The organism is Bacteroides sp. ZJ-18 (assembly GCF_011038705.2).
Lineage (GTDB): Bacteria > Bacteroidota > Bacteroidia > Bacteroidales > Bacteroidaceae > Bacteroides > Bacteroides hominis.
Genome location: NZ_CP072198.1, coordinates 3,265,400 through 3,288,027 on the forward strand (window position 1 = coordinate 3,265,400; position 22,628 = coordinate 3,288,027).

A 22,628-nucleotide genomic window follows, 5' to 3' on the forward strand; every position below is an offset into this window, starting at 1 on the left:
GACGAATAGAAAACAGGATGTGTGTATGGCTTCCGGCCGGTTTCCGAAAAAACGGGACGGCCGGGAGCCTTTTTTTACTTCGCTTAGGCTTTTTTGTGTGCAAACATGGAAGGGAACGCTTGTCAGATGGAAGGGAATGATTATCTTTGCAACTTCGAATAAAACTACGGAATAAAATGGTTAAGAAGATAGTAAAAGGCCTTTGGATTTTCTTTGCACTGATGGTGCTGGCAGGAATTGCAGTATTTGCTTCTATCGCTTATGGATGGATTGGATATATGCCTCCTGTGGAAGAATTGGAAAATCCAAATTACAAGTTTGCCACCGAAATTCTTTCGGAGGACGGTAAGGTTTTAGGAACATGGTCGCTTAGTAAGGAAAATCGTGTATATACCTCATATAATGAACTTTCACCTAACATCATCAATGCACTGATAGCAACGGAAGATGTACGCTTTGCCGAACATTCGGGTATTGATGCCAAGGCACTGATACGCGCTGTAGTGAAACGTGGATTATTGATGCAGAAAAACGCAGGTGGAGGTAGTACGCTCTCGCAGCAACTTGCCAAGCAGCTGTTCACAGATGAAGTTGCCAAAAACACTCTGCAACGTCTGTTTCAGAAACCGATAGAGTGGGTGATTGCCGTGAAATTGGAGCGATATTACACCAAAGAGGAAATTCTGAGTATGTATCTCAATAAGTTCGACTTTCTGAACAATGCAGTAGGAATCAAAACGGCTTCCTATACCTATTTCGGATGTGAACCGAAGGACTTGAAAGTTGAACAGGCGGCCACGCTGATCGGTATGTGTAAGAATCCTTCACTCTACAATCCGGTACGCTTTAATGAGCGTTCGCGCGGACGGCGGAATACAGTACTCGACCAGATGAGAAAAGCCGGATATATCACGGAGGAGGAGTGTGACTCGTTGCAGAACCTGCCGCTGGAGCTGGTGTACCACCGGGTGGACCATAAAGAAGGATTGGCTACTTATTTTCGCGAATATCTACGTGGTGTGATGACTGCTCCTAAACCCGTTCGCAGTAACTATCGTGGCTGGCAGATGCAAAAGTTCTATGAAGACTCGATCGACTGGGAAATGAATCCGTTGTATGGCTGGTGTGAGAAAAATAAGAAAAAGGACGGTTCGAACTATAACATCTATACGGACGGGCTGAAAATTTATACAACCATCAATTCGCACATGCAACGTTATGCCGAAGAGGCAGTGGAAGAGCATATCGGAGACTATCTGCAACCTCTGTTCTTCAAAGAGAAGAAAGGACGCAAAAAAGCTCCGTACAGCAATCAATTGACTCAAGAAGAGATTGACCGCATTCTGGACAGGGCAGTGAAGCAGACCAGCCGTTATCAGAGCATGAAAGCAGCCGGGGCCTCGGAAACGGAGATCAAGAAGGCATTCGACAAGCCGGAGCCGATGTCAGTCTTCACATGGCACGGTGAAAAAGATACCATTATGACTCCAATGGATTCCATCCGTTATTATAAACACTTCCTGCGTGCCGGATTTATGTCGATGGATCCGATAAACGGACAGGTAAAGGCATATGTGGGTGGACCGAACTATACTTATTTCCAATATGACATGGCGATGGTGGGGCGCCGACAGGTGGGATCTACTATTAAACCCTATCTATATGCGTTGGCAATGGAAAACGGATTCTCTCCCTGCGATGAAACACGCAACGTGGAAATCACCCTTATTGATGAAAATGGAAAGCCCTGGTCACCGAAGAATACTTCGAAAGGACATTATGGTGAAATGGTAACTTTAAAATGGGGACTTGCCAACTCAAATAACTGGATATCGGCTTATTTGATGAGTAAACTGAACCCGTATGCGTTGGCACGTCTGATCCACACTTTCGGGGTACGCAATAAAGAAATTCAACCTACAGTATCTCTCTGTCTTGGTCCGTGCGAAATTTCGGTAGGAGAGATGGTCAGTGCTTATACAGCCTTTGCGAATAAGGGAATTCGGGTAGCACCTTTGTTTGTGACCAAAATAGAAGACAGTGAAGGCAATGTGTTGTCCACCTTCTCGCCACAGATGGAAGAGGTGATCAGTGCATCGAGTGCCTATAAGATGCTGGTAATGCTGCGTGCCGTAATCAATGAAGGTACAGGAGGACGTGTCCGCAGGTACGGAATAACAGCCGATATGGGTGGTAAGACCGGAACGACTCAGCGCAACTCGGATGGATGGTTTATGGGATTCACTCCTTCACTGGTATCCGGTTGCTGGGTAGGCGGTGAAGAACGGGATATCCATTTTGACTCGATGAGAGATGGACAGGGTGCTGCGCTGGCATTGCCCATCTGGACCAAATACATGCATAAGGTGTATGCAGACCAGACATTGGGATATGATCCGAAAGAGACTTTTAAACTGCCTGACGGATTTGACCCGTGCAAAGACTTCAGTATTTCGGGGGATAGCATCATAGATGAACCGGCATCGGGACTGGACGATTTATTCAATTAATGTAGTCAGCGATGCACTCCTGTCTGATTTGTATCGGAAGTAATTATAACCGGAAGGAGAATCTCCTTCTTGCCCGCAGGAGGCTGACGGCTCTGTTTCCCTCCATCCGTTTTACGGGTGAGCAGGAAACAAGGCCGTTATTCTTTCGTAATCCGGCGTTGTTCTCTAACCAAGTGGCTCGCTTCTATACTGATGCGGACGCCGAACGGGTGGTGAAAGAGTTGAAAACAATCGAAAAGGAGGCTGGAAGAGAGAAGGAAGACAAAAAGAGGGAAAAGGTTTGTCTGGATATCGACTTACTCGTTTTTGATAACCGGGTATTGAAACCGGAAGACTTGAAAAGAGACTATATTCTCAAAGGACTTGAAGAACTGAAGTAGCCTATGGCTCGCAACTAAATATAAGAAATATGAAATTTTTAGGAATAATTCCCGCACGTTATGCTTCTACCCGCTTCCCGGCAAAACCATTGGCTATGCTGGGAGGAAAAACGGTGATACAACGTGTATATGAACAAGTGGCCGGTGTGCTTGATGATGCCTATGTAGCCACGGATGACGAACGGATCGAAGCTGCTGTAAAAGCATTTGGCGGCAAGGTAATAATGACTTCTGTTAACCATAAAAGTGGAACAGACCGCTGTTATGAAGCTTGTACAAAGATAGGCGGGGACTTTGATGTAGTGGTTAACATACAGGGAGATGAACCTTTTATTCAGCCTTCGCAGCTGAAAGCTGTAAAAGCCTGCTTTGAAGATGTGTCTACACAGATTGCTACTTTAGTGAAACCCTTTCCGGCAGATGACGAGCTTGCCGTGCTGGAAAATGTGAATTCTCCGAAGGTAGTACTGAATAAGAACATGAATGCATTGTATTTCAGCCGGTCTGTGATCCCGTACCAACGTAACGCAGATAAAAAAGATTGGTTGAAAAATCACACTTATTATAAACATATCGGACTATATGCATACAGAACAGAAGTACTGAAAGAGATAACTTCACTCCCACAGTCTTCGTTGGAGCTGGCTGAATCATTGGAACAACTTCGCTGGCTGGAAAACGGGTATACCATTAAAGTCGGAATCAGTGAAGTAGAGACAATCGGGATCGATACACCTCAGGACCTGGAAGAGGCAGAGAAGTTTTTACAGAAAAATAATTTATTATGAACCGGACACTTCAACCCGAAATTCAGGAATTAGTTCAGTTCAACATCCTTCCTCCGGAACGTACGGTAATGCCGAATGGAGTACCGTTGACGGTTATCAATGCCGGCGAACAGGATGTGGTACGCGTTGACATTTTGTTTGGTGGCGGACGTTGGCAACAGTCGAAAAAACTACAGGCATTGTTTGCGAACCGTATGTTGCGTGAAGGATCCCGGAAATATACGGCAGCAGAGATTGCTGAAAGGCTGGATTATTACGGGGCATGGCTCGAACTATCCAGTTCGGCGGAATATGCATATGTCACACTGTACTCACTGAATAAGTATTTTGCCGAAACGCTCGATGTGCTTGAATCGATTATCAAAGAGCCGCTTTTTCCGGAAAAAGAACTGAATACGGTAATAGATGCCAATATTCAGCAGTATCTGGTTAATACATCAAAAGTGGATTTTCTGGCACACAGGAGTCTACTGAGGGCACTTTATGGTGAAGAACATCCATGCGGACGCTATGTGGAGGAGACAGACTATCATAACATAACTCCAGACTTATTGCGTGAGTTTTATAATACGTATTATCATTCGGGAAATTGCTATATTTACCTTTCCGGTAAAGTAACGGACGAAATTACCCGCCGTATAGAAGCTGCATTCGGTACGGTTCCGTTTGGCAACTATCAGCAAAGGCTGGTTAAGAAAGAATATCCGTTTGTTGCGGTCCCGGAGAAGCGTATTTTCACGGAAAGAGAAGATGCAATGCAGAGTGCGGTGAAATTGGGAACTACAACTATCTTGCGAACACATCCCGATTATCTGAAACTACGAGTGTTGATCACTCTGTTCGGGGGGTATTTCGGCAGTAGATTGATGTCGAATATTCGTGAAGATAAAGGATATACCTATGGAATTTCTGCCGGGATCATGTTCTATCCGGGTAGTGGCCTGCTTGGCATCAGCACGGAGACAGCGAATGAATATGTAGAACCGTTGATACAGGAAGTTTACAAGGAGATCGATAAATTGCAGAATGACCGGGTGCCACCAGAGGAGCTGGCCATGGTACGTAACTATATGCTTGGAGAGATGTGCCGGAATTATGAATCACCTTTCTCACTGGCTGACGCTTGGATGTTTATCCTTACTTCCGGTTTGGATGATGCTTATTTTGCCCGCTCGCTACAAGCTGTGAAGGAGGTTACGCCGGAAGAAATACGGGAGTTGGCAGGTCGTTATTTGTGCAAAGAGAATTTAAAAGAGGTCATTGCAGGTAAAAAGTTAGCATAAAAAAGCGTCAAAAGAAAGCAGCTTTAGTGTATAAATTGTATATTTGCCAAATGAAAACAACAAGATACATCTATACAGCACTCATTTTAGCGGCTCTTTCGCAAGGGAGTGCTGTCGCACAAAATAAAGGTGGATTCTTCAGCAAAGTGCGGGACACCTTCTCTACTGAAATTAAAATAGGAAACTACACGTTTAAGGATGGCTCCGTATATACCGGAGAAATGAAGGGACGTAAGCCAAACGGTAAAGGTAAGACTGTTTTTAAGAATGGCGACGTTTACGAAGGAGAGTACGTAAAAGGTAAGCGTGAGGGATTCGGAGTTTATACTTTCCCAGACGGTGAACGGTATGAAGGACAGTGGTACCAGGACCAGCAACATGGCAACGGAATCTACTATTTTATGAACAATAACCGTTATGACGGTATGTGGTTTCAGGATTATCAGCACGGGCCGGGAACGATGTATTACCATAATGGAGACGTATATGTGGGTGACTGGGTGAACGACAAACGTGAAGGTAAAGGAACATACACTTGGAGAGACGGTTCCAAATACGTGGGCGACTGGAAAAATGATAAAAAAGACGGTAAAGGCGTATTGGAATGGAATGACGGTTGTAGATATGACGGTGACTGGAAAAATGATGTCCGTGAAGGTAAAGGAACCTTTGAATATACAAACGGTGAAAAATATGTGGGTGACTGGAAGGACGACTTGCAACATGGAAAAGGTATCTTCTTTCTGGGAGGCGACCGCTATGAAGGTTCATATCTGCAGGGCGAACGTACCGGTTCCGGTATATATTATCATGCTAATGGTGACAAATATGTAGGTAACTTCAAAGATGGCATGCAGGATGGTGAAGGTACGTTTACCTGGGCTAACGGTGCCGTATATGAAGGTGAATGGAAAGATAACAAGCGTAACGGACATGGAACCTATAAATGGAGCAACGGGGATGTGTACGAGGGAGAATGGAAGAATAACCAGCCTAATGGTAAAGGTACTCTTACTTTGACAAACGGTACCAAATATAAAGGTGGATTTGTGAACGGATTGCAGGAAGGCAATGGAGTGGAAGAAGATAAAAACGGGAATCGTTATGAAGGCTTCTTCAAGCAAGGTAAGAAAAATGGACCGTTTGTAGAAACAGATAGTACCGGAAAAGTAATCCGTAAAGGAACTTACAAATTCGGACGACTGGAACAATAGACAGAGCAGAGATAAGCATAAATAAAAAAACGTAGAACTGAAAGTTCTACGTTTTTTTATTGTCCTTTATCCTATCTTTCTTAGATAATGTATTGTGAACTGATGGATTCGTTGTTCATTACACGTTTAATTGTTTCGGCAAACATATCGGCAATGCTCAGCTGTTTTACTTTGACACATTTTTTAGAATAAGGAATGCTGTCGGTGAAGACCATTTCAGTCAGTCCTGACTCCTGAACACGGAATGATGCGGGATCGGACATTACACAGTGACTGGCAATGGCACGTACTGAGTTAGCTCCGGCTTCAAGCATGATGTTGGCGGCTTTTGTAATAGTACCGGCAGTATCAACAATATCGTCAATCAATACTACGTTTTTACCTTTTACATCGCCGATGATCTGCATAGAGGCTACTTCATTTGCTTTCTCACGTGACTTATTGCAGAGAACCAGGGGTACACCCAAATATTTGGAGAATGTACTTGCTCTTTTTGAACCACCGACGTCGGGAGTTGCAATTACGAGTTCTTCCAGCTTCAATGACTGAATATAGGGGAGGAACACGGCCGAAGCATACAAGTGATCCACCGGAATATTGAAGAAGCCCTGAATCTGGTCTGCGTGCAAATCCATTGTGATCAGACGATCGATGCCTGCAACTGAAAGCAGGTCTGCTACCAGCTTTGCGCCGATAGAAACACGTGGTTTATCTTTTCTGTCCTGACGTGCCCATCCGAAATAGGGGACAACTGCAACGACGCTCTTTGCAGACGCTCTCTTGGCTGCATCGATCATCAGAAGAAGTTCCATCAAATTGTCAGAATTAGGGAAAGTGGACTGAACCAGGAATACGTGTGCGCCACGAATTGACTCTTCATAAGAAACTGCAAATTCACCATCAGCAAAGTGGGTGATATTCATGTTTCCCAAAGGACAATTGAGGCTTGCGCAGATTTTTTCTGCCAGGTATCTCGAATTAGTTCCCGAGAATACCATAAAGGGTGCTTTTTCGCTCATTGTGTGTAATAGTTGTTACCTATTGGTTATAATTTGCGCGCAAAGGTATGAATTATCTGGGCATTTTAAAAGACTTATTGTAGAAAAAATTGTAGTTTTGCTACCTGAACACTAATTGTATCCGAAAAGAAATGAATCCGCGTTTGCCTATAGTGCTTTTCTGTGTGTTGTTGCTGACGACATTCTTCTCTTGTGTCGATACAGCTCCAACCAAGGAGGTACAGCATATCGATTCGCTAAACCAACTGGCATATACTTATCGATATAGAAATCTGGATTCTTCTTGCCGGGCTGCGTCGCAGGCCTATAAAGAGGTTAGCATGTACCAGCAGGGAAAAGCGGAAGCTTCTAATAATCTTGCTTTCTGCGCTTTCATGCGGATGGACTTTGATAATTCGGAACGTTTGTATAAAGAGGTCTACAATCTGACGAAAAATGAACTGGAGCTTTTGATTGCTGATATCGGACTGATGAAAATTTATCAGCGGACAGCTATGAATAAAGAGTTCTATGATTACAGGAATAGTGCAATCCGGAGAATGAAGCGGATTGATGAAGAAAGTAACCTGTTTATAGATCGTCACGAAAGTGCCCGGTTGAATTATGCTTTTACAGAATTTTTTATCGTTTCAGCGGTTTATTACTACTATCTGCAACAACGTGCCGAGGCGATGGCTTCGCTGAACGAAATACGGCAAAACGAGGAGTTGGCAGCCGATACAAACCAAATTCTCTATTTTCATTATATCAAAGGTTCAGCCGGTTTATGTGAGGGGAAAACACCGGAAGACCGGAAGCTTGAAGAGTTTGATGAACTGTATACCACTTGGAAAATGGCATCGGAGCAAGGATATTTATACTTCGAAGGAAATGGCTTGCAGGGGCTTGCCAATCTGATGGCATCTCCGGGTAGTTATGAATTATTCCTGAACAGGCGTTCGCATGCTCTGACAAGATTCGGTATGCCTGTAGATTCATTGTTGCCGTTGAGATTAGGACAAATGGCACTGGAACGTTTTCGTAAATATAACGACCTTTATCAAATAGCGGGTGCGTATGTATCAATCGGCAAATACCTGAATGCTCATGGGCGCTATGCAGAAGCGCTGGACACGTTGGCAAAAGCGTTGGATTGCGTGAACCAGCACCATATTACATATTACCATTCTGTAGCAGATACACTTGATAAACTGGAGGTGTTTGTCCCAAACAAAGATGTGGCATATACTGAAGTAACCTGGCTTGGGAAAGAAAAGGTGAAAACTGTGCCGGAATGGATCTCCAGAATACGTGAACAGTTGAGTGTGTCATTTGCGTGTCTGGGTATGAAACCGGCTTCGGATTATAATAGAAATGTCTATTTGGATATCTTGCGATATACCCGTCAGGACAAGGAACTGGAGAGTCGTTACCTGTCTCTGGAACAAGAATCCAGGCAGTTGAATGTGGTATTATTTTTCGTAGTTATAGGGCTCGTACTGGTTGCTGTCATGTTTTGGCTGTTCAACAAAAGATCGAAAGTACGAAACCGCATCCATATTGCCCGTTTGAAACAAACATTGGATGTCTGTCAGAAAATCACCGCTTCTATCCCGGCTGATGTGGCGGATGAAAGTGAGATTGTACGTGCCATCGCCGGATCGATATTGCCGGATATGGAACAATTGTTTAGTGCGACAGGAATCAGAATCGGGGTGAGGGATGAAGAAGCTGGAGAAATTAAGTTTGACGAAGAATGTGAAAGTGAACAGGAAACTGAAGTAAAGCCGGGTAGCGAGATTGGTATAAGAGCCGACTTTAATTTATATGTACCCGATAAAACAGATCCTATCGGTATTTTGATTCTCTTTACCCGCCATCGGCTGAATAAAGACGAACAGGCGTTGGTGAAAGTAATAACTCCTTATATTGCTTGGGCATTAGACAATGGAATGACATTTATTTCATTGGGTGATGAACGAAATAAGCTGGAAAAACAAAGGTATGTTTATGAACAGCATATCGCCGGAAACAAACGTCAGAACCTGATAAAAAAATCCTGCCTGGCTATCGTAGACGGAATCAATCCGTATATAGATCGGATTATTAACGAAGTCCACAAGCTGACGGAAAAAGGCTTTATTAATGACGACCGGATAAAAAAAGAGAAGTACCAGTACATTGACGAACTGGTCACTACTATCAATGAATACAATGATATATTGGCGTTGTGGATTAAAATGAGACAAGGTTCACTTAGCCTGAATATTGAAAATTTTGAGTTGAACGAACTGTTTGAGTTGATAGGCAAAGGGCGTAAAGCTTTTGAAATGAAGAAGCAGAGGCTTGAAATAGAACCGACAGGGGCATTGGTAAAGGCGGATAAAGCTCTGACCTTGTTTATGATTAACACTCTGGCCGAGAATGCCCGCAAATATACCCCGGAGGGAGGTACCGTGAAGATATATGCTGGGACGACCGATGAATATGTGGAGATTTCTGTGGAGGATAACGGACGGGGACTTTCGTCTGAAGATATAACGAAAATTATCGGTGAGAAAGTCTATGATTCTCAATCGATAGGGATGAAAGAAAGTACGGATCAAGAAGAACTGAAACGTAGTAAAGGCAGTGGGTTCGGACTGATGAATTGTAAGGGAATTATTGAGAAATACAAAAAGACCAACGACTTGTTCAGGGTGTGTACATTTAACGTAGAGAGCACACCGGGTAAAGGAAGTCGCTTCTATTTCCGGTTGCCTCCCGGGATACGTAAGATCTTCGGGATCTGGCTATACCTGATCATATCTTGCAGTTTTTTCTCTTGTCAGGATGAACCGATGCCGGAGAAACTGAAAGATGTCCCTGTCGACTCCGTAACCTTGGTAGCTGAAGAGGAATACGAACGTTTATTAGACGAAGCTTCCCGCTTTGCTGATACAGTGTACTATTGTAATGTGATAGAAAATTTTGAACTCGCTTTGCAGTATGCCGATTCGGCACTAAACCGACTGAATGCACATTATAAAAAGTATGCTCGCCATCCTCAACGATATATGAAACTGGTGGGGAGTGGAGTACCGGCCGAACTGGAATGGTGGGTGGAACCGTTCAATACCGATTTCCATGTGATATTGGATGTGCGAAACGAAGCGTCAGTCGCTTTCTTAGGTCTCAAAAAACTGGATGCATATAATTACAATAATGTCGCTTATACGGCATTATATAAACTGACTGGAGAAGATCAGTCTCTGGAAGGTTATTGCCGTCAACTGGAACGGTCGACTACTAATAAGACAGTAGGGATTATTTTGTGTATTCTTTTGTTAGTGGCTTCTCTTTGCGGCTATTATCTTTTGTACATGCGAAAACGGCTCCTGAACCGCCTGAATCTGGAGCAAGTCCTGGAGATTAACAAAAAAGTATTTGCCTCTTCACTGACACGTACGCAAGAATCGGCAGAAGCTTTGCAACGCGAAGAAGATACGCTGAAAGAGATACCACAGAGAATTGTAAATGAAGCTTTTGACTCGGTAAACGAACTTTTGACCATAGAGAGGTTAGGCATTGCAGTATATAACGAAATGGGACATCGGCTTGAGTTTGCTTCCAGTCCTCACATGAATGTGACTCCGGAAATTGTACAACAATGTTTTGACTGTCAGTCTTATCTTTCTGACAAAGACATGCAAGCATTGCCTTTGCTGGTCGATGCGGGAGGTGAACATCAGTGTGTGGGTGTATTATATTTGGAAAGGCAGGAAGAAAGCATGCAAGAGGCAGACCGCCTGCTGTTTCAATTGATCTCCAGATATGTAGGCATTGTGGTCTTTAATGCAGTTGTCAGGCTTGCTACGAAATACCGCGATATTGAAGCAGCACATGAAGAAACAAGAAGAGCTTCATGGGAAGACAGTATGCTGCATGTACAGAACATGGTACTGGATAATTGCCTTTCGACCATTAAACATGAAACGATTTATTATCCGAATAAAATCAAACAGATCATCGGCAGGTTGAATGTGCAGTCCCTCTCAGAAGAGGAAGAGAAGGAGAGTGTAGAGACCATTAGTGAGCTGATAGAATATTATAAAGGTATTTTTACGATATTGAGTTCGTGTGCTTCACGTCAGTTGGAAGAGGTTACATTTCGGAGAACAACAATTCCGGTTGCCGATATAATGGCATATGCCGGTAAGTATTTCAAGAAAGCTGGTAAAGGGGGAGCCAATAAGATAACGATGGCTATAGAGCCTCTTGAAGCTAAAGTAATAGGAGATATCAATCAATTGCGTTTCCTTATGGAAAACCTGATTGATGAAGCCCTCTCTTTCCATCAGGATGGAGAGTTGATATTAAAAGCTGTCGCAGACGGAGAATACATTCGTTTCCTGTTTACAGACAGAAGACGTGAAAAACACGTAGAAGAGCTGAACCTGTTGTTTTATCCGAATCTGGCATGTATGACTTCGGGGGAAAAAGGTGAGTTACGGGGAACTGAATACTTGATATGCAAACAAATTATCCGTGATCATGATGAATTTGCCGGAAGACGCGGTTGTCGCATCAATGCCGAACCGGCACAGGGGGGAGGATTTACAGTCTATTTTACTGTACCTAAAAGATAAGAAAACTAATATACATAGATAATAGTATGGAAGATAAGAAATTTAAAGTAATTATTGTAGAAGACGTCAAACTGGAACTGAAAGGAACCGAAGAAATATTCCGTCATGAAATACCGAATGCCCAGGTAATTGGTACGGCAATGACGGAAAATGAATTCTGGCCTTTGATGGAGACTCAGTTACCCGATATGGTATTGCTGGATTTAGGGTTGGGAGGCTCTACGACGATCGGTGTCGATATTTGCCGGAACATATTTAAACGCTATCCAGGGGTGCGGGTGCTGATATTCACAGGAGAAATTCTAAATGAAAAGTTATGGGTAGATGTATTGAACGCCGGAGCAGATGGAATTATATTGAAAACAGGTGAATTACTGACCAAAACAGATGTGCAGGCCGTGATGGATGGCAAAAAACTGGTATTTAATTATCCTATTCTGGAGAAGATTGTCGAGCGGTTTAAAAAATCCGTTGGCAATGACGCTAAACGTCAGGAAGCTGTCATAAGCTATGATATCGATGAATATGACGAACGGTTTCTCCGCCACTTGGCCTTAGGGTATACCAAAGAGATGATAGCTAACCTGAAGGGTATGCCTTTCGGAGTGAAATCACTAGAAAAACGGCAAAACGATTTGATTGGGAGGTTGTTTCCGCAAGGTGAACGGGTGGGAGTAAACGCAACCCGGCTGGTGGTTCGTGCATTAGAACTTCGCATTATCGATCTGGACAATCTGGAAGCCGATGAAGAGTAAATGGCGCATTCCGCATCCGGCAACGATGTTCTTCCTGTTTACGCTGGCAGTCATCTTTTTATCCTGGATATTCGATATCTATGGACTAAGGGTACAGCTTCCGCAAACAGGAGCGGAAATTCGTGTGCAGAGTCTGCTGAGTCCGGAGGGGATTCGCTGGATGTTGCGGAATGCGATCACTAACTTTACTGGGTTCGCACCACTGGGCATGGTACTGACAGCAATGTTTGGCATCGGAGTAGCCCAACATTCCGGATTTATCGATGCTTGTATCCGACAGGGAGTGAAGAACCGGAGAAACACTAAAAAAATAATTCTTTGGGTGATTATCCTGGGATTGTTATCGAATATAGTGGGGGATGCAGGTTATATCATACTACTGCCGATAGCAGCTACTCTATTCTATTCGGTTGGATTGAATCCGGTAGCAGGAATCATCACTGCATACGTATCGGTATCTTGTGGCTACAGTGCCAATGTGATGTTGAGTACAATGGATCCGTTGATAGCACGTACCACACAAGAGGCGGCTATCGACTCCGGAGTATATCAGGGAAACACAGGACCTTTATGCAATTATTATTTCATGTCTGTTTCTACATTTATTATTGGAGCTATTATTTATAGAATAACCTGTAAACAACTGATTCCTTCTTTGGGAGAATATGAAGGAATGCAAATATCTGAGGTCTATAAACAACTCTCACGGAAAGAACGTCGGGCTATGACTATGGCAATCGTAGTAGGGATGATCTACGCCTCAATCATACTATGGGCTACTTTTTCATCTTGGGGTATTTTGCGGGGAGTAAATGGAGGACTGATACGTTCACCTTTCATTATGGGCATTTTATTCTTACTATCGTTGGGAGCTGCAATCATGGGAATGGTCTACGGATTTAGTTCCGGACGTTATCGTACGGACGGAGATGTAATAGAGGGACTGGCAAAACCGATGAAGTTATTGAGTGGCTATCTTGTCATTGCTTTTTTTGCTGCTCAGATGTTTGCTTGCCTTGAATATTCACATCTTGATAAATGTGTGGCTATCATAGGGGCCAATTTGCTTTCTTCGGTGCAAGTAGGTCCATTATGGACTCTCATCCTGTTTATATTGTTCACTGCTGCAATCAATCTGATTATGGTTTCTGCGACTGCCAAGTGGGCCTTTATGGCTTTTATCTTCGTACCTGTATTTGCACGGATGGGGATTGAACCGGATATGACGCAATGCGCTTTTCGGATAGGTGACAGTGCGACGAATGCCATTACCCCATTTATGTTTTATATGCCTTTAGTATTAACCTATATGCAACAATACGATAAACAGGCCACTTATGGTTCGCTTTTAAAATATACCTGGCGATATTCTGTATATATATTGATAGGATGGACTATGTTACTTTTTATTTGGTATTTAACTGGCTTACCTTTAGGATTATAGAATAGTGTGATGAAAATGTAAGTAAAAAAAGTCATAGATTCTTTTGGAGATTTCAGAAAAAGCACTACCTTTGCACTCGAAATCAAGGATGGTTCCGTAGCTCAGCTGGATAGAGCAACGCCCTTCTAAGGCGTGGGTCAAGCGTTCGAATCGCTTCGGAATCACAACGTAAAGGCAAGTAGTCTGTAAAAAGACTGCTTGCCTTTCGTCATTTTTCTGGCTATCAGACACTTAGTACTATATCGTTTCAGATCAAAATCGTGCGAATTTCTTCAAAAAGGTAGAAGAGGTTGTGTCAAAACGTTGGCACAACCTCCTTTTATATTTTACAGTTCTGCTATATTTTCTTTTGGCTATGCTGCTTTTTCCTCATGCATTTGGCAACAAGTTGCTATATTCCAATTATATCGGGTTATAAATAGTCCCATAAACATATATTTGGCAACTATAATGAGCCCCTTTCCTTCTTTTATCAGTTTAGCACACATTTTTTTGATATTAAAGGCTATGGCAAAGAAAGCAAAGTCCATTGTAACCTTGTCTTCTCCCACATGCCGGAATCTTCTGTATGCCATGTTGTATTTTATTTGTCCAAACACAGCCTCTGGTTCTATACACCTCCTGCCTCTATGCTTGATACCTTCTTCTGAGAGCAGCCTTTCCCGTGCCTGCCGTTTGTATTGATTTAATCGGTGGTTGACTTCTATAATACGGTTCCCCCGGGCTTTAAAACAACTGCCACGCAAAGGGCAACCTTCGCATCTTTCTGCTTTATACCGGGCACTTTCGGTGATGTATCCGCTCGCTGTCTTGTCACGTTTGGTTCCTATACGGTTCATGTGCTGTCCCATAGGACAAACGTAATAATCCTCTTGGGCATTGTAATGGAGACTTTCGGCATGGAACGGGTTGGGAGTATAACGGGGACGCTGTTCTTTATGGAAGTAATTGTACTTGATGAAGGCTTCTATCCCATTCTCCTGCATGAACCGGTAATTTTCTTCCGAACCGTAACCGGAGTCTGCCACACAGATATTCGGTAAACGGTTATAGCGGTACTGGAAAGAGTGGAAAAAAGGTATGAGGGTCAGTGTATCGGTAGGGTTGGGAAACAGACGGAAGTCTGTGATGAATTGGTTTTCAGTACCTATTTGCAGATTATATCCGGGTTTGGTCTGCCCGTTCTTCATGGCATCTTCTTTCATGCGCATAAATGTGGCACCAGGATCGGTCCTGGAATAGGAGTTACGTTCTCCAAGGGTATCAAGGTGATTGTCGTATTCTATCAGCTTGTCACGATACCCTTCAAGTTCCCTGACCTGCTTCTTCTTTTTGCGCAGGGCTTTCTTTTCTTCCTTATCCTTTGTTGCAGGCTGGCGTTCCAGGGCTTCTTTAAGTCCATCCACTATGTCAGAGAGCCTGCAGGGAGTAAACTCCACGGATGTGTCTTTTATAGAGTTCTCCTGTGCAATGGCTTCATCCACCTGCTCCAAGAGAATACGGATTTTATCCATTAGTCTCGTACGGTTCCGTTCGACTGTCTTGCGCCAGACAAAAGTATATTTGTTGGCTTTGGATTCAATCTTGGTGCCGTTGATATACTCCACATCAAGGCTGATGAAACCTTTATCGGCAAGGACAAGAACCAACTGGGTAAATACATTATTTATTTCCTCCTTTACACGGTTACGAAAACGGTTGATCGTGATAAAATCCGGACGCTCATTACCGGCAAGCCAAATATAATGAATGTCACGAAGGAGGTGCTTCTCTATTTTACGACAAGAATAGATATTGTTCATGTAGGCGTAGATTATCACCTTAAGCATCATTTTAGGATGATAAGGACAACGGCCCGTTTCCTTATAAAGCTTCTTGAAACTCTCAAGATTGAGATTGTCAATAACAGCATTCACGATGCGGACCGGGTCGTTCGCAGCTATGTTTTCATCAATTCTTTGTGGAAAAAGAACGGTTTGGTTGGGAATGTAAGGACGAAAATGTAACTTTGCCATAACGAAAAACTTTATACCTAAAGATACGAAAACTTTGGGTAATAACAAAGCCCGGGCTTGAGAAAGTCTGGGCTTTGCGCATAAAAAGAGGCTGTGTCAGCGTTTTGACGCAACCTCAGAAAGAATTTAGAAAACAACTAAAGTAGTGGATGGAAACAAGTAAAGCCATCTGGATGTTATATAACCAATATTAATGAAATACTAACTATTAACTACTAAACCATGTGTTTTCATAATTCAATGTCTGCCAAAGCTATAAAACTGGCTACACGTTACGGACGAAAATCTGATATCATTGAGATATATCGGGATGTTCTTAACGAACAATATCACATTAACGCCTTTAACTTTCCCAAATATCCGATTATCACTGCATCTGATGAGATACAGGTATTCAATTGGGGACTTATTCCCTTTTGGGTAAAGACAGAAGAGGATGCTGAAGAGATGCGTAAAATGACCTTAAACGCAAGGGCAGAAACAATATTTGAAAAGCCGTCGTTTCGTGAATCTATAATGAGGAAAAGATGTATCGTTCCCTCTACTGGATATTTTGAGTGGAGACATGAAGAGAGTAAGAAGACCCCTTATTATATTTATGTTAAAAATGAATCCATCTTTTCAATGGCAGGCATTTATGACATCTGGACAGATAAGGAATCGGGTAGGCAGCATGCTACTTTCTCCATCATAACGACTGCTACAAATTCGTTAACGGATTACATACATAACACTAAACACCGAATGCCAGCTATTTTGTCACCGGAAGATGAAGAACAGTGGCTGAATCCTGAATTATCCCGCGAGAATATTGAATATTTCTTTAAACCATATTCTTCAGATGAAATGGGGGCATACCCGATAGGTAATGATTTTATAAAGAAAATGCCAACGGACAAAAGTATTTTGCAGCGGGCATAAAGTTGGTGTATGGCTTCCGGAATATTATCAGATTGGTATTTTATCACTTTTTTTAACAAAAAAATAACTATCGTTACTGACTTTTCAAAAAAGTCAAAAGATGAAAAAATATATTGTGTTTACATAAGATTCGTGTTACATTTGAACGATAAACAATTAAAAAACACAATAACCATGAAAAAAATTATTTTATTACTTGCTTTATGTTTTACCGCAAATAATTTCTTTGCGCAGACTACTGATCCGAATCAACTGAAGAATGAAGGTAATGACGCTTTGAATGCAAAAAATTATGCTGTTGCTTATGAGAAATATAGCGAATACCTGAAATTAACTAATAATCAGGACTCTGTTACTGCATACAACTGTGGCGTATGTGCGGATAACATAAAGAAATATAATGAAGCTGCCAACTATTTTGATATTGCAATTAAAAAAGGGTACAACTTAGCAAATGCATATATCGGTAAATCAGCTGCCTATCGTGATATGAAGAATAATAAGGAGTATATTGCTACATTGGCAGAAGGTATCAAAGCTGTTCCAGGCAATGCAACGCTTGAAAAGCTATATGCAATATACTATTTAAAAGAGGGGCAGAAATTTCAGCAGGCAGGCAATATTGAAAAAGCAGAAGAGAATTATAAACATGCAACTGACGTGAGCAGTAAAAAGTGGAAGACTGATGCTTTATATAGCTTGGGAGTTTTGTTCTATAACAATGGAGCAAGTGTTCTGCAGAAAGCAACTCCTTTAGCAAATTCGAACAAAGAAAAATATGCTTCCGAGAAAGCCAAAGCAGATGCAGATTTCAAAAAAGCCGTAGACTACCTGGGAGAGGCAATTACCTTGTCACCCAATAGAACTGAAATCAAACAGATGCAAGATCAAGCAAAAGGAATGATAAAATAAAAAGATTATCCTGAAGATAGAAGAGAATGGGGTTGCTAAAATCAGCAACCCTATTTTTTTGTATGCATCTGTTTTTTATTGTAAGTTTGTCACTTGAACTAAACAGTGAAAAAAAGAATGATGCAATCCTATAGTAAAAATGAAGCTATCGACCGTATAAATAAACTGGCCAAAACAGGAAAAGCGTTTCTGTTTATTATAAACTATAAACAAGATTGTTCTTTTGTAGAGCAGATAGATAATATAGACCCGTCTGAGCTTCTTTATAATCTGAATGGCTTTAGCAACTGTACGTCTGTACCTATACCTTTACAATCTCCTATAACATGGAGGCCGACCCCAATATCGCTTGTACAATATAAAACTTCGTTCGATATTGTACGCAGAAATATTCTGGGAGGAAATAGTTTTTTAACGAATCTCACCTGTATAACTCCGGTCACTACAAATTTAGGATTGGAAGATATTTTTTATCATTCTCAAGCTTTATACAAACTTTGGCTGAAGAATCGCTTTGTCGTTTTTTCCCCAGAGATATTCATTCGTATAGAGAATGGGAAGATTTGTTCTTATCCTATGAAAGGAACAATGGACGCAACTTTACCTTCTGCCTTGGAGGTATTGATGGAGGATGAAAAGGAGGCGGCAGAACATGCCACAATTGTTGATCTGATACGGAATGATTTGAGTATGGTGGCAGATTGTGTAGCTGTAACCCGTTATCGCTATGTAGATACTCTCCATACAAATCACGGCCCTATTTTACAGACCAGTTCGGAAATCAGTGGGATTTTGCCGAAAGATTATGTTTCCTGTTTGGGAGATGTTCTTTTCAAGCTTCTCCCTGCCGGTTCCATCACGGGAGCCCCAAAACATAAAACGATGGAGATAATAGAACAGGCGGAAAATTATGATAGAGGGTTTTATACTGGCATTACCGGATACTATAACGGAAAAAAGTTGGATAGTGCCGTCATGATTCGTTTCATTGAAGAACAAGATGGAAAAATGTTTTTTAAGAGTGGAGGAGGGATTACCTGTAAAAGTGACTTAGAAAGTGAATATAATGAAATGAAGCAGAAAGTTTATGTGCCAATTTATTGAAACAATACATATAGAGAGAGGAATAATATATAATCTGGATTATCACACGAATCGGATGAACCGGACACGTGCAGTTTTTTGGCCGGAACAGCCTGCGTTAGAGCTATCGAAATACCTTTATCCTGTATCAAGCGAAGGAGTGATGAAGTGCAGAGTAATCTATGGTCGCGAAATAGAGGAGATTACATATACGTCTTATCAAATACGTCCGGTACATTCTTTACAGATTGTTTATTCGGATGATATCGATTACACTTACAAAAGTACAGACCGGAGTGTAATTAATGAACTTTTCGCTCGCAGACAGGAACAAGACGACATACTAATTGTCAAGAATGGACTTCTGACAGATACATCTATAGGTAATATTGCTCTTTTCGATGGAAGTGAATGGTATACTCCAAAACAACCTCTCCTCAAAGGTACCCGAAGAGCATCATTGTTAGCTATGAATCTAATCAAGGAAAAAGAAATAACCGTAGAGCGGTTGTTTGAATACTCTCAAATCTGTTTATTCAACGCAATGATCGACTTTGGTAAGATAAAGATTGATGTCAATCAGGATCTCATACGGATATAACGATTATTAACAAGTTTATTTCTGGTCTGTTTGAACAAAACCTCTTTGGAGCATGTTATATAGATGTGTTTTTCATAGTATTAGATATAAGATTAATTAAAGAGATTGTACCAGCTTGTGATAAGTAAGTACGTCAGAAACAGAGGCGTCTGTTTTATTGATAAATGTGTTAAAGTGCCGGCTCTTTGTAGCCGACACTTTTTTTATACCTGTTTTTCGTCAATTTTATGGATAGTTACAAATAATTCTTATATATTTGTGGGATATAAACAGAAAAGAATGACACAATGAGTAATATACCTGTTATCTTTCGTTTTTTAAAAGACCTTACTGCGAATAACAATCGTGAGTGGTTTAATGAACATCGGGGTGAATATGAAATAGCCCGCATAGAATTTGAAAACTTCCTTTCTTCCGTAATTGCCCGTATTTCACTCTTTGACGAAAGTATCCGTGGCATTCAACCCAAAGATTGTACCTATCGTATTTACCGAGACACCCGTTTTTCTTCTGATAAAACTCCTTATAAGAATCATTTCGGAGGATATATTAATGCGAAAGGGAAAAAATCCAATCATAGTGGTTATTACGTACATATACAACCAGAAGGTTGTATGCTGGCCGGAGGTAGTTTATGCCTGCCACCCAACGTTTTAAAAGCATTGCGTCAATCTATTTATGATAACATTGACGAGTATCGTTCGATTGTGGAAGATCCTGAATTCAAAAAGTTCTTTCCAGTTGTTGGTGAAGATTTTCTAAAAACTGCTCCTAAAGGTTTTCCTAAAGATTTCAAATACATTGATTATTTGAAACCTAAAGAATTTACTTGTGCTTATTCTGTGCCAGACAGTTTTTTCCTGGCTCCTGATATTCTGGATAAAACAGAAGAGGTGTTCCGGCAATTCAAACGCTTTGCTGACTTTACGAATTTTACTATCGATGATTTTGAATAACGATTGGATAGTTATATCCTGAATGACTCTAAAAACAAATTCTGAAACACAATAATACATCCTTTTTATGGAAAAGACTCTTAATCTGATTAAAAATGATCCTTGGCTGGAACCTTACAAAGACGCTATCGTCGGACGTTTTGAACATGCCATGGATAAGAAGGCCGAATTGACCAATGGGGGAAAATCTACGTTGTCGGACTTCGCTTCCGGATATCTTTATTTCGGTTTACATCGCACTGATAAAGGATGGATATTCCGTGAGTGGGCACCGAATGCGTCGCATATTTACATGGTAGGTACATTCAGTAATTGGGAAGAAAAACCTACTTATAAATTAAAACGCCTGAAAAATGGTAACTGGGAAATTAAATTGCCTGCTGACGCTATCAAACACGGCGATCTATATAAATTACATGTATACTGGGAAGGTGGTCAGGGAGAACGAATTCCCGCTTGGGCTAACCGGGTGGTGCAGGATGAAAGCACCAAAATATTCAGTGCTCAGGTATGGGCACCGGAGAAGCCATTTAAATTTAAAAAGAAAACCTTTAAACCCAGTACCGATCCATTGCTGATTTACGAATGCCACATCGGTATGGCACAGCAAGAGGAAAAAGTTGGAACATATAATGAATTTCGCGAGAAAATTTTGCCACGCATTGCCAAAGAGGGATACAATTGTATCCAGATTATGGCCATACAGGAGCATCCATATTATGGTAGTTTCGGTTATCATGTGTCAAGTTTCTTTGCGGCATCATCTCGTTTCGGCACTCCAGAGGAACTCAAACTGTTAATTGATACAGCTCACGAACTGGGTATTGCCGTTATTATGGACATTGTTCATTCGCATGCCGTAAAAAATGAGGTAGAAGGGTTGGGCAACTTTGCAGGTGATCCGAACCAATATTTCTATCCGGGCGGACGCAGAGAACATCCGGCATGGGATTCACTTTGCTTCGACTATGGTAAAAACGAAGTAGTGCATTTCTTGCTTTCAAACTGCAAATACTGGCTGGAAGAGTATCGCTTTGACGGATTCCGTTTCGATGGTGTCACTTCTATGCTCTATTACAGCCACGGATTGGGCGAGGCATTCTGTAATTATGGAGATTATTTTAATGGGCATCAGGATGGCAATGCCATCTGTTACTTGACACTGGCTAATGAATTGATTCATGAAGTGAATCCTAAGGCTATTACCATTGCAGAAGAGGTATCCGGTATGCCGGGACTTGCCGCCAAAGTGGAAGACGGAGGGTATGGATTTGACTATCGTATGGCTATGAATATCCCCGACTATTGGATTAAGACCATTAAAGAAAAGATAGACGAAGACTGGAAGCCATCCAGCATGTTTTGGGAAGTAACTAACCGCCGACAGGATGAGAAGACAATCTCATATGCCGAAAGCCATGATCAGGCGTTAGTAGGAGATAAGACAATCATATTCCGCCTGATTGACGCCGACATGTACTGGCATATGCAGAAGGGCGATGAAAACTATATGGTTCATAGGGGCATTGCTCTCCATAAAATGATTCGTCTACTTACGGCAAGTACGATCAACGGTGGATACCTGAATTTTATGGGAAACGAATTCGGACATCCGGAATGGATTGACTTCCCGCGTGAAGGTAACGGATGGTCATGTAAATATGCTCGCCGGCAGTGGGATTTGGTTGATAATAAAAACCTGACTTACCATTATTTAGGTGATTTTGATGCTGACATGCTGAAAGTAATCAAGAGCGTTAAAAACATTCAGCAGACTCCTGTACAGGAAATTTGGCATAACGATGGTGACCAAGTACTGGCATACCAACGTAAAGACTTGATTTTTGTGTTCAATTTCAATCCGAAACAATCATTTACTGATTATGGATTTTTGGTAACCCCCGGAACTTATGAGGTAATATTGAATACAGACAATGTAGTTTATGGAGGCAATGGCTTGTCAGATGATAGTGTGAAGCATTTCACATTACCCGATTCTTTGTATAAAAAAGAAAAGAAAGAATGGTTGAAACTCTACATTCCTGCGCGAACAGCAATGGTATTGAAAAGAACCAAATAAAAATGGGAATAAACAGATAAAAAAACAGCCCTTGCACAGATTAGATTGCAAGGGCTGTTT

16 protein-coding genes and 1 tRNA gene are annotated in these 22,628 nt (G+C 41.7%); 15 read left to right on the plus strand and 2 right to left on the minus strand.

Annotated elements, in window-relative coordinates; translation table 11 throughout:
- The first annotated feature begins 176 nt into the window (after positions 1-176).
- Genes G7Y45_RS13080 through G7Y45_RS13100 form a run of 5 tightly spaced genes read left to right on the plus strand, consistent with a single transcriptional unit; the run spans position 177 to position 6,175 of the window.
- The gene (locus G7Y45_RS13080) at positions 177-2,510 is read left to right on the plus strand and encodes a transglycosylase domain-containing protein (RefSeq protein WP_032537133.1); all 2,334 of its coding nucleotides are present in this window, start codon (positions 177-179) and stop codon (positions 2,508-2,510) included.
- A gap of 11 nt (positions 2,511-2,521) precedes the next feature.
- Positions 2,522-2,890: a 2-amino-4-hydroxy-6-hydroxymethyldihydropteridine diphosphokinase gene (locus tag G7Y45_RS13085; protein WP_005805998.1), complete on the plus strand. Its 369-nt coding sequence runs from the start codon at positions 2,522-2,524 to the stop codon at positions 2,888-2,890.
- A 29-nt stretch (positions 2,891-2,919) separates the two neighbouring features.
- Positions 2,920-3,678 carry a 3-deoxy-manno-octulosonate cytidylyltransferase gene (gene kdsB, locus G7Y45_RS13090; protein WP_005777647.1) on the plus strand — a complete coding sequence of 253 codons (759 nt, stop codon included), beginning with the start codon at positions 2,920-2,922 and terminating at the stop codon, positions 3,676-3,678.
- On the plus strand, positions 3,675-4,961 hold the full coding sequence (locus tag G7Y45_RS13095; protein WP_165014770.1) for a pitrilysin family protein: 1,287 nt from the start codon (positions 3,675-3,677) through the stop codon (positions 4,959-4,961). The genes kdsB and G7Y45_RS13095 overlap by 4 nt, the downstream gene beginning before the upstream one ends.
- Positions 4,962-5,011: 50 nt before the next feature.
- Positions 5,012-6,175: a phosphatidylinositol-4-phosphate 5-kinase gene (locus G7Y45_RS13100; protein WP_005777650.1), complete on the plus strand. Its 1,164-nt coding sequence runs from the start codon at positions 5,012-5,014 to the stop codon at positions 6,173-6,175.
- 80 nt (positions 6,176-6,255) lie between these two features.
- Here the strand turns inward: G7Y45_RS13100 and G7Y45_RS13105 are convergent, their stop codons facing one another.
- On the minus strand, positions 6,256-7,194 hold the full coding sequence (locus G7Y45_RS13105) for a ribose-phosphate pyrophosphokinase (RefSeq protein ID WP_005777652.1): 939 nt from the start codon (positions 7,192-7,194) through the stop codon (positions 6,256-6,258).
- Between the two features lie 131 nt (positions 7,195-7,325).
- On the opposite strand from G7Y45_RS13105, the gene G7Y45_RS13110 reads away from it, so the two are divergent.
- From G7Y45_RS13110 to G7Y45_RS13125, 4 genes are all read left to right on the plus strand, one after another.
- Positions 7,326-11,801, plus strand: coding sequence for a DUF5113 domain-containing protein (locus G7Y45_RS13110; RefSeq protein WP_165014773.1), 4,476 nt, complete (start codon positions 7,326-7,328; stop codon positions 11,799-11,801).
- 26 nt (positions 11,802-11,827) lie between these two features.
- Positions 11,828-12,556, plus strand: coding sequence for a DUF5932 domain-containing protein (locus G7Y45_RS13115; RefSeq protein ID WP_122130627.1), 729 nt, complete (start codon positions 11,828-11,830; stop codon positions 12,554-12,556).
- Positions 12,546-14,000, plus strand: coding sequence for an AbgT family transporter (locus tag G7Y45_RS13120; RefSeq protein WP_005777659.1), 1,455 nt, complete (start codon positions 12,546-12,548; stop codon positions 13,998-14,000). Before G7Y45_RS13115 ends, G7Y45_RS13120 begins: the two co-directional genes overlap by 11 nt.
- A gap of 90 nt (positions 14,001-14,090) precedes the next feature.
- Positions 14,091-14,164: transfer RNA gene (locus G7Y45_RS13125), tRNA-Arg, on the plus strand.
- A 189-nt stretch (positions 14,165-14,353) separates the two neighbouring features.
- On the opposite strand, the gene G7Y45_RS13130 is transcribed toward G7Y45_RS13125, so the two are convergent.
- The gene (locus tag G7Y45_RS13130; protein WP_209377328.1) at positions 14,354-16,015 is read right to left on the minus strand and encodes an IS1182 family transposase; all 1,662 of its coding nucleotides are present in this window, start codon (positions 16,013-16,015) and stop codon (positions 14,354-14,356) included.
- Between the two features lie 222 nt (positions 16,016-16,237).
- On the opposite strand from G7Y45_RS13130, the gene G7Y45_RS13135 reads away from it, so the two are divergent.
- From G7Y45_RS13135 to G7Y45_RS13160, 6 genes are all read left to right on the plus strand, one after another.
- Positions 16,238-16,936, plus strand: coding sequence for an SOS response-associated peptidase (locus G7Y45_RS13135; RefSeq protein WP_005806010.1), 699 nt, complete (start codon positions 16,238-16,240; stop codon positions 16,934-16,936).
- 174 nt (positions 16,937-17,110) lie between these two features.
- Positions 17,111-17,848, plus strand: coding sequence for a hypothetical protein (locus tag G7Y45_RS13140; protein WP_032531477.1), 738 nt, complete (start codon positions 17,111-17,113; stop codon positions 17,846-17,848).
- A gap of 120 nt (positions 17,849-17,968) precedes the next feature.
- Positions 17,969-18,952 carry an aminodeoxychorismate synthase component I gene (locus tag G7Y45_RS13145; protein ID WP_206265671.1) on the plus strand — a complete coding sequence of 328 codons (984 nt, stop codon included), beginning with the start codon at positions 17,969-17,971 and terminating at the stop codon, positions 18,950-18,952.
- Positions 18,936-19,532 (plus strand): aminotransferase class IV family protein, encoded by a 597-nt coding sequence (locus G7Y45_RS13150; protein ID WP_122142084.1) that lies wholly within the window; start codon positions 18,936-18,938, stop codon positions 19,530-19,532. The genes G7Y45_RS13145 and G7Y45_RS13150 overlap by 17 nt, the downstream gene beginning before the upstream one ends.
- 287 nt (positions 19,533-19,819) lie before the next feature.
- Positions 19,820-20,488, plus strand: a complete 669-nt coding sequence (locus G7Y45_RS13155; RefSeq protein ID WP_005777676.1) for a DUF2461 domain-containing protein — start codon at positions 19,820-19,822, stop codon at positions 20,486-20,488.
- 67 nt (positions 20,489-20,555) lie between these two features.
- Complete coding sequence (locus G7Y45_RS13160; protein ID WP_005806019.1) at positions 20,556-22,568, plus strand: alpha amylase C-terminal domain-containing protein; 2,013 nt, start codon at positions 20,556-20,558, stop codon at positions 22,566-22,568.
- The last annotated feature ends 60 nt before the right edge of the window (positions 22,569-22,628 follow it).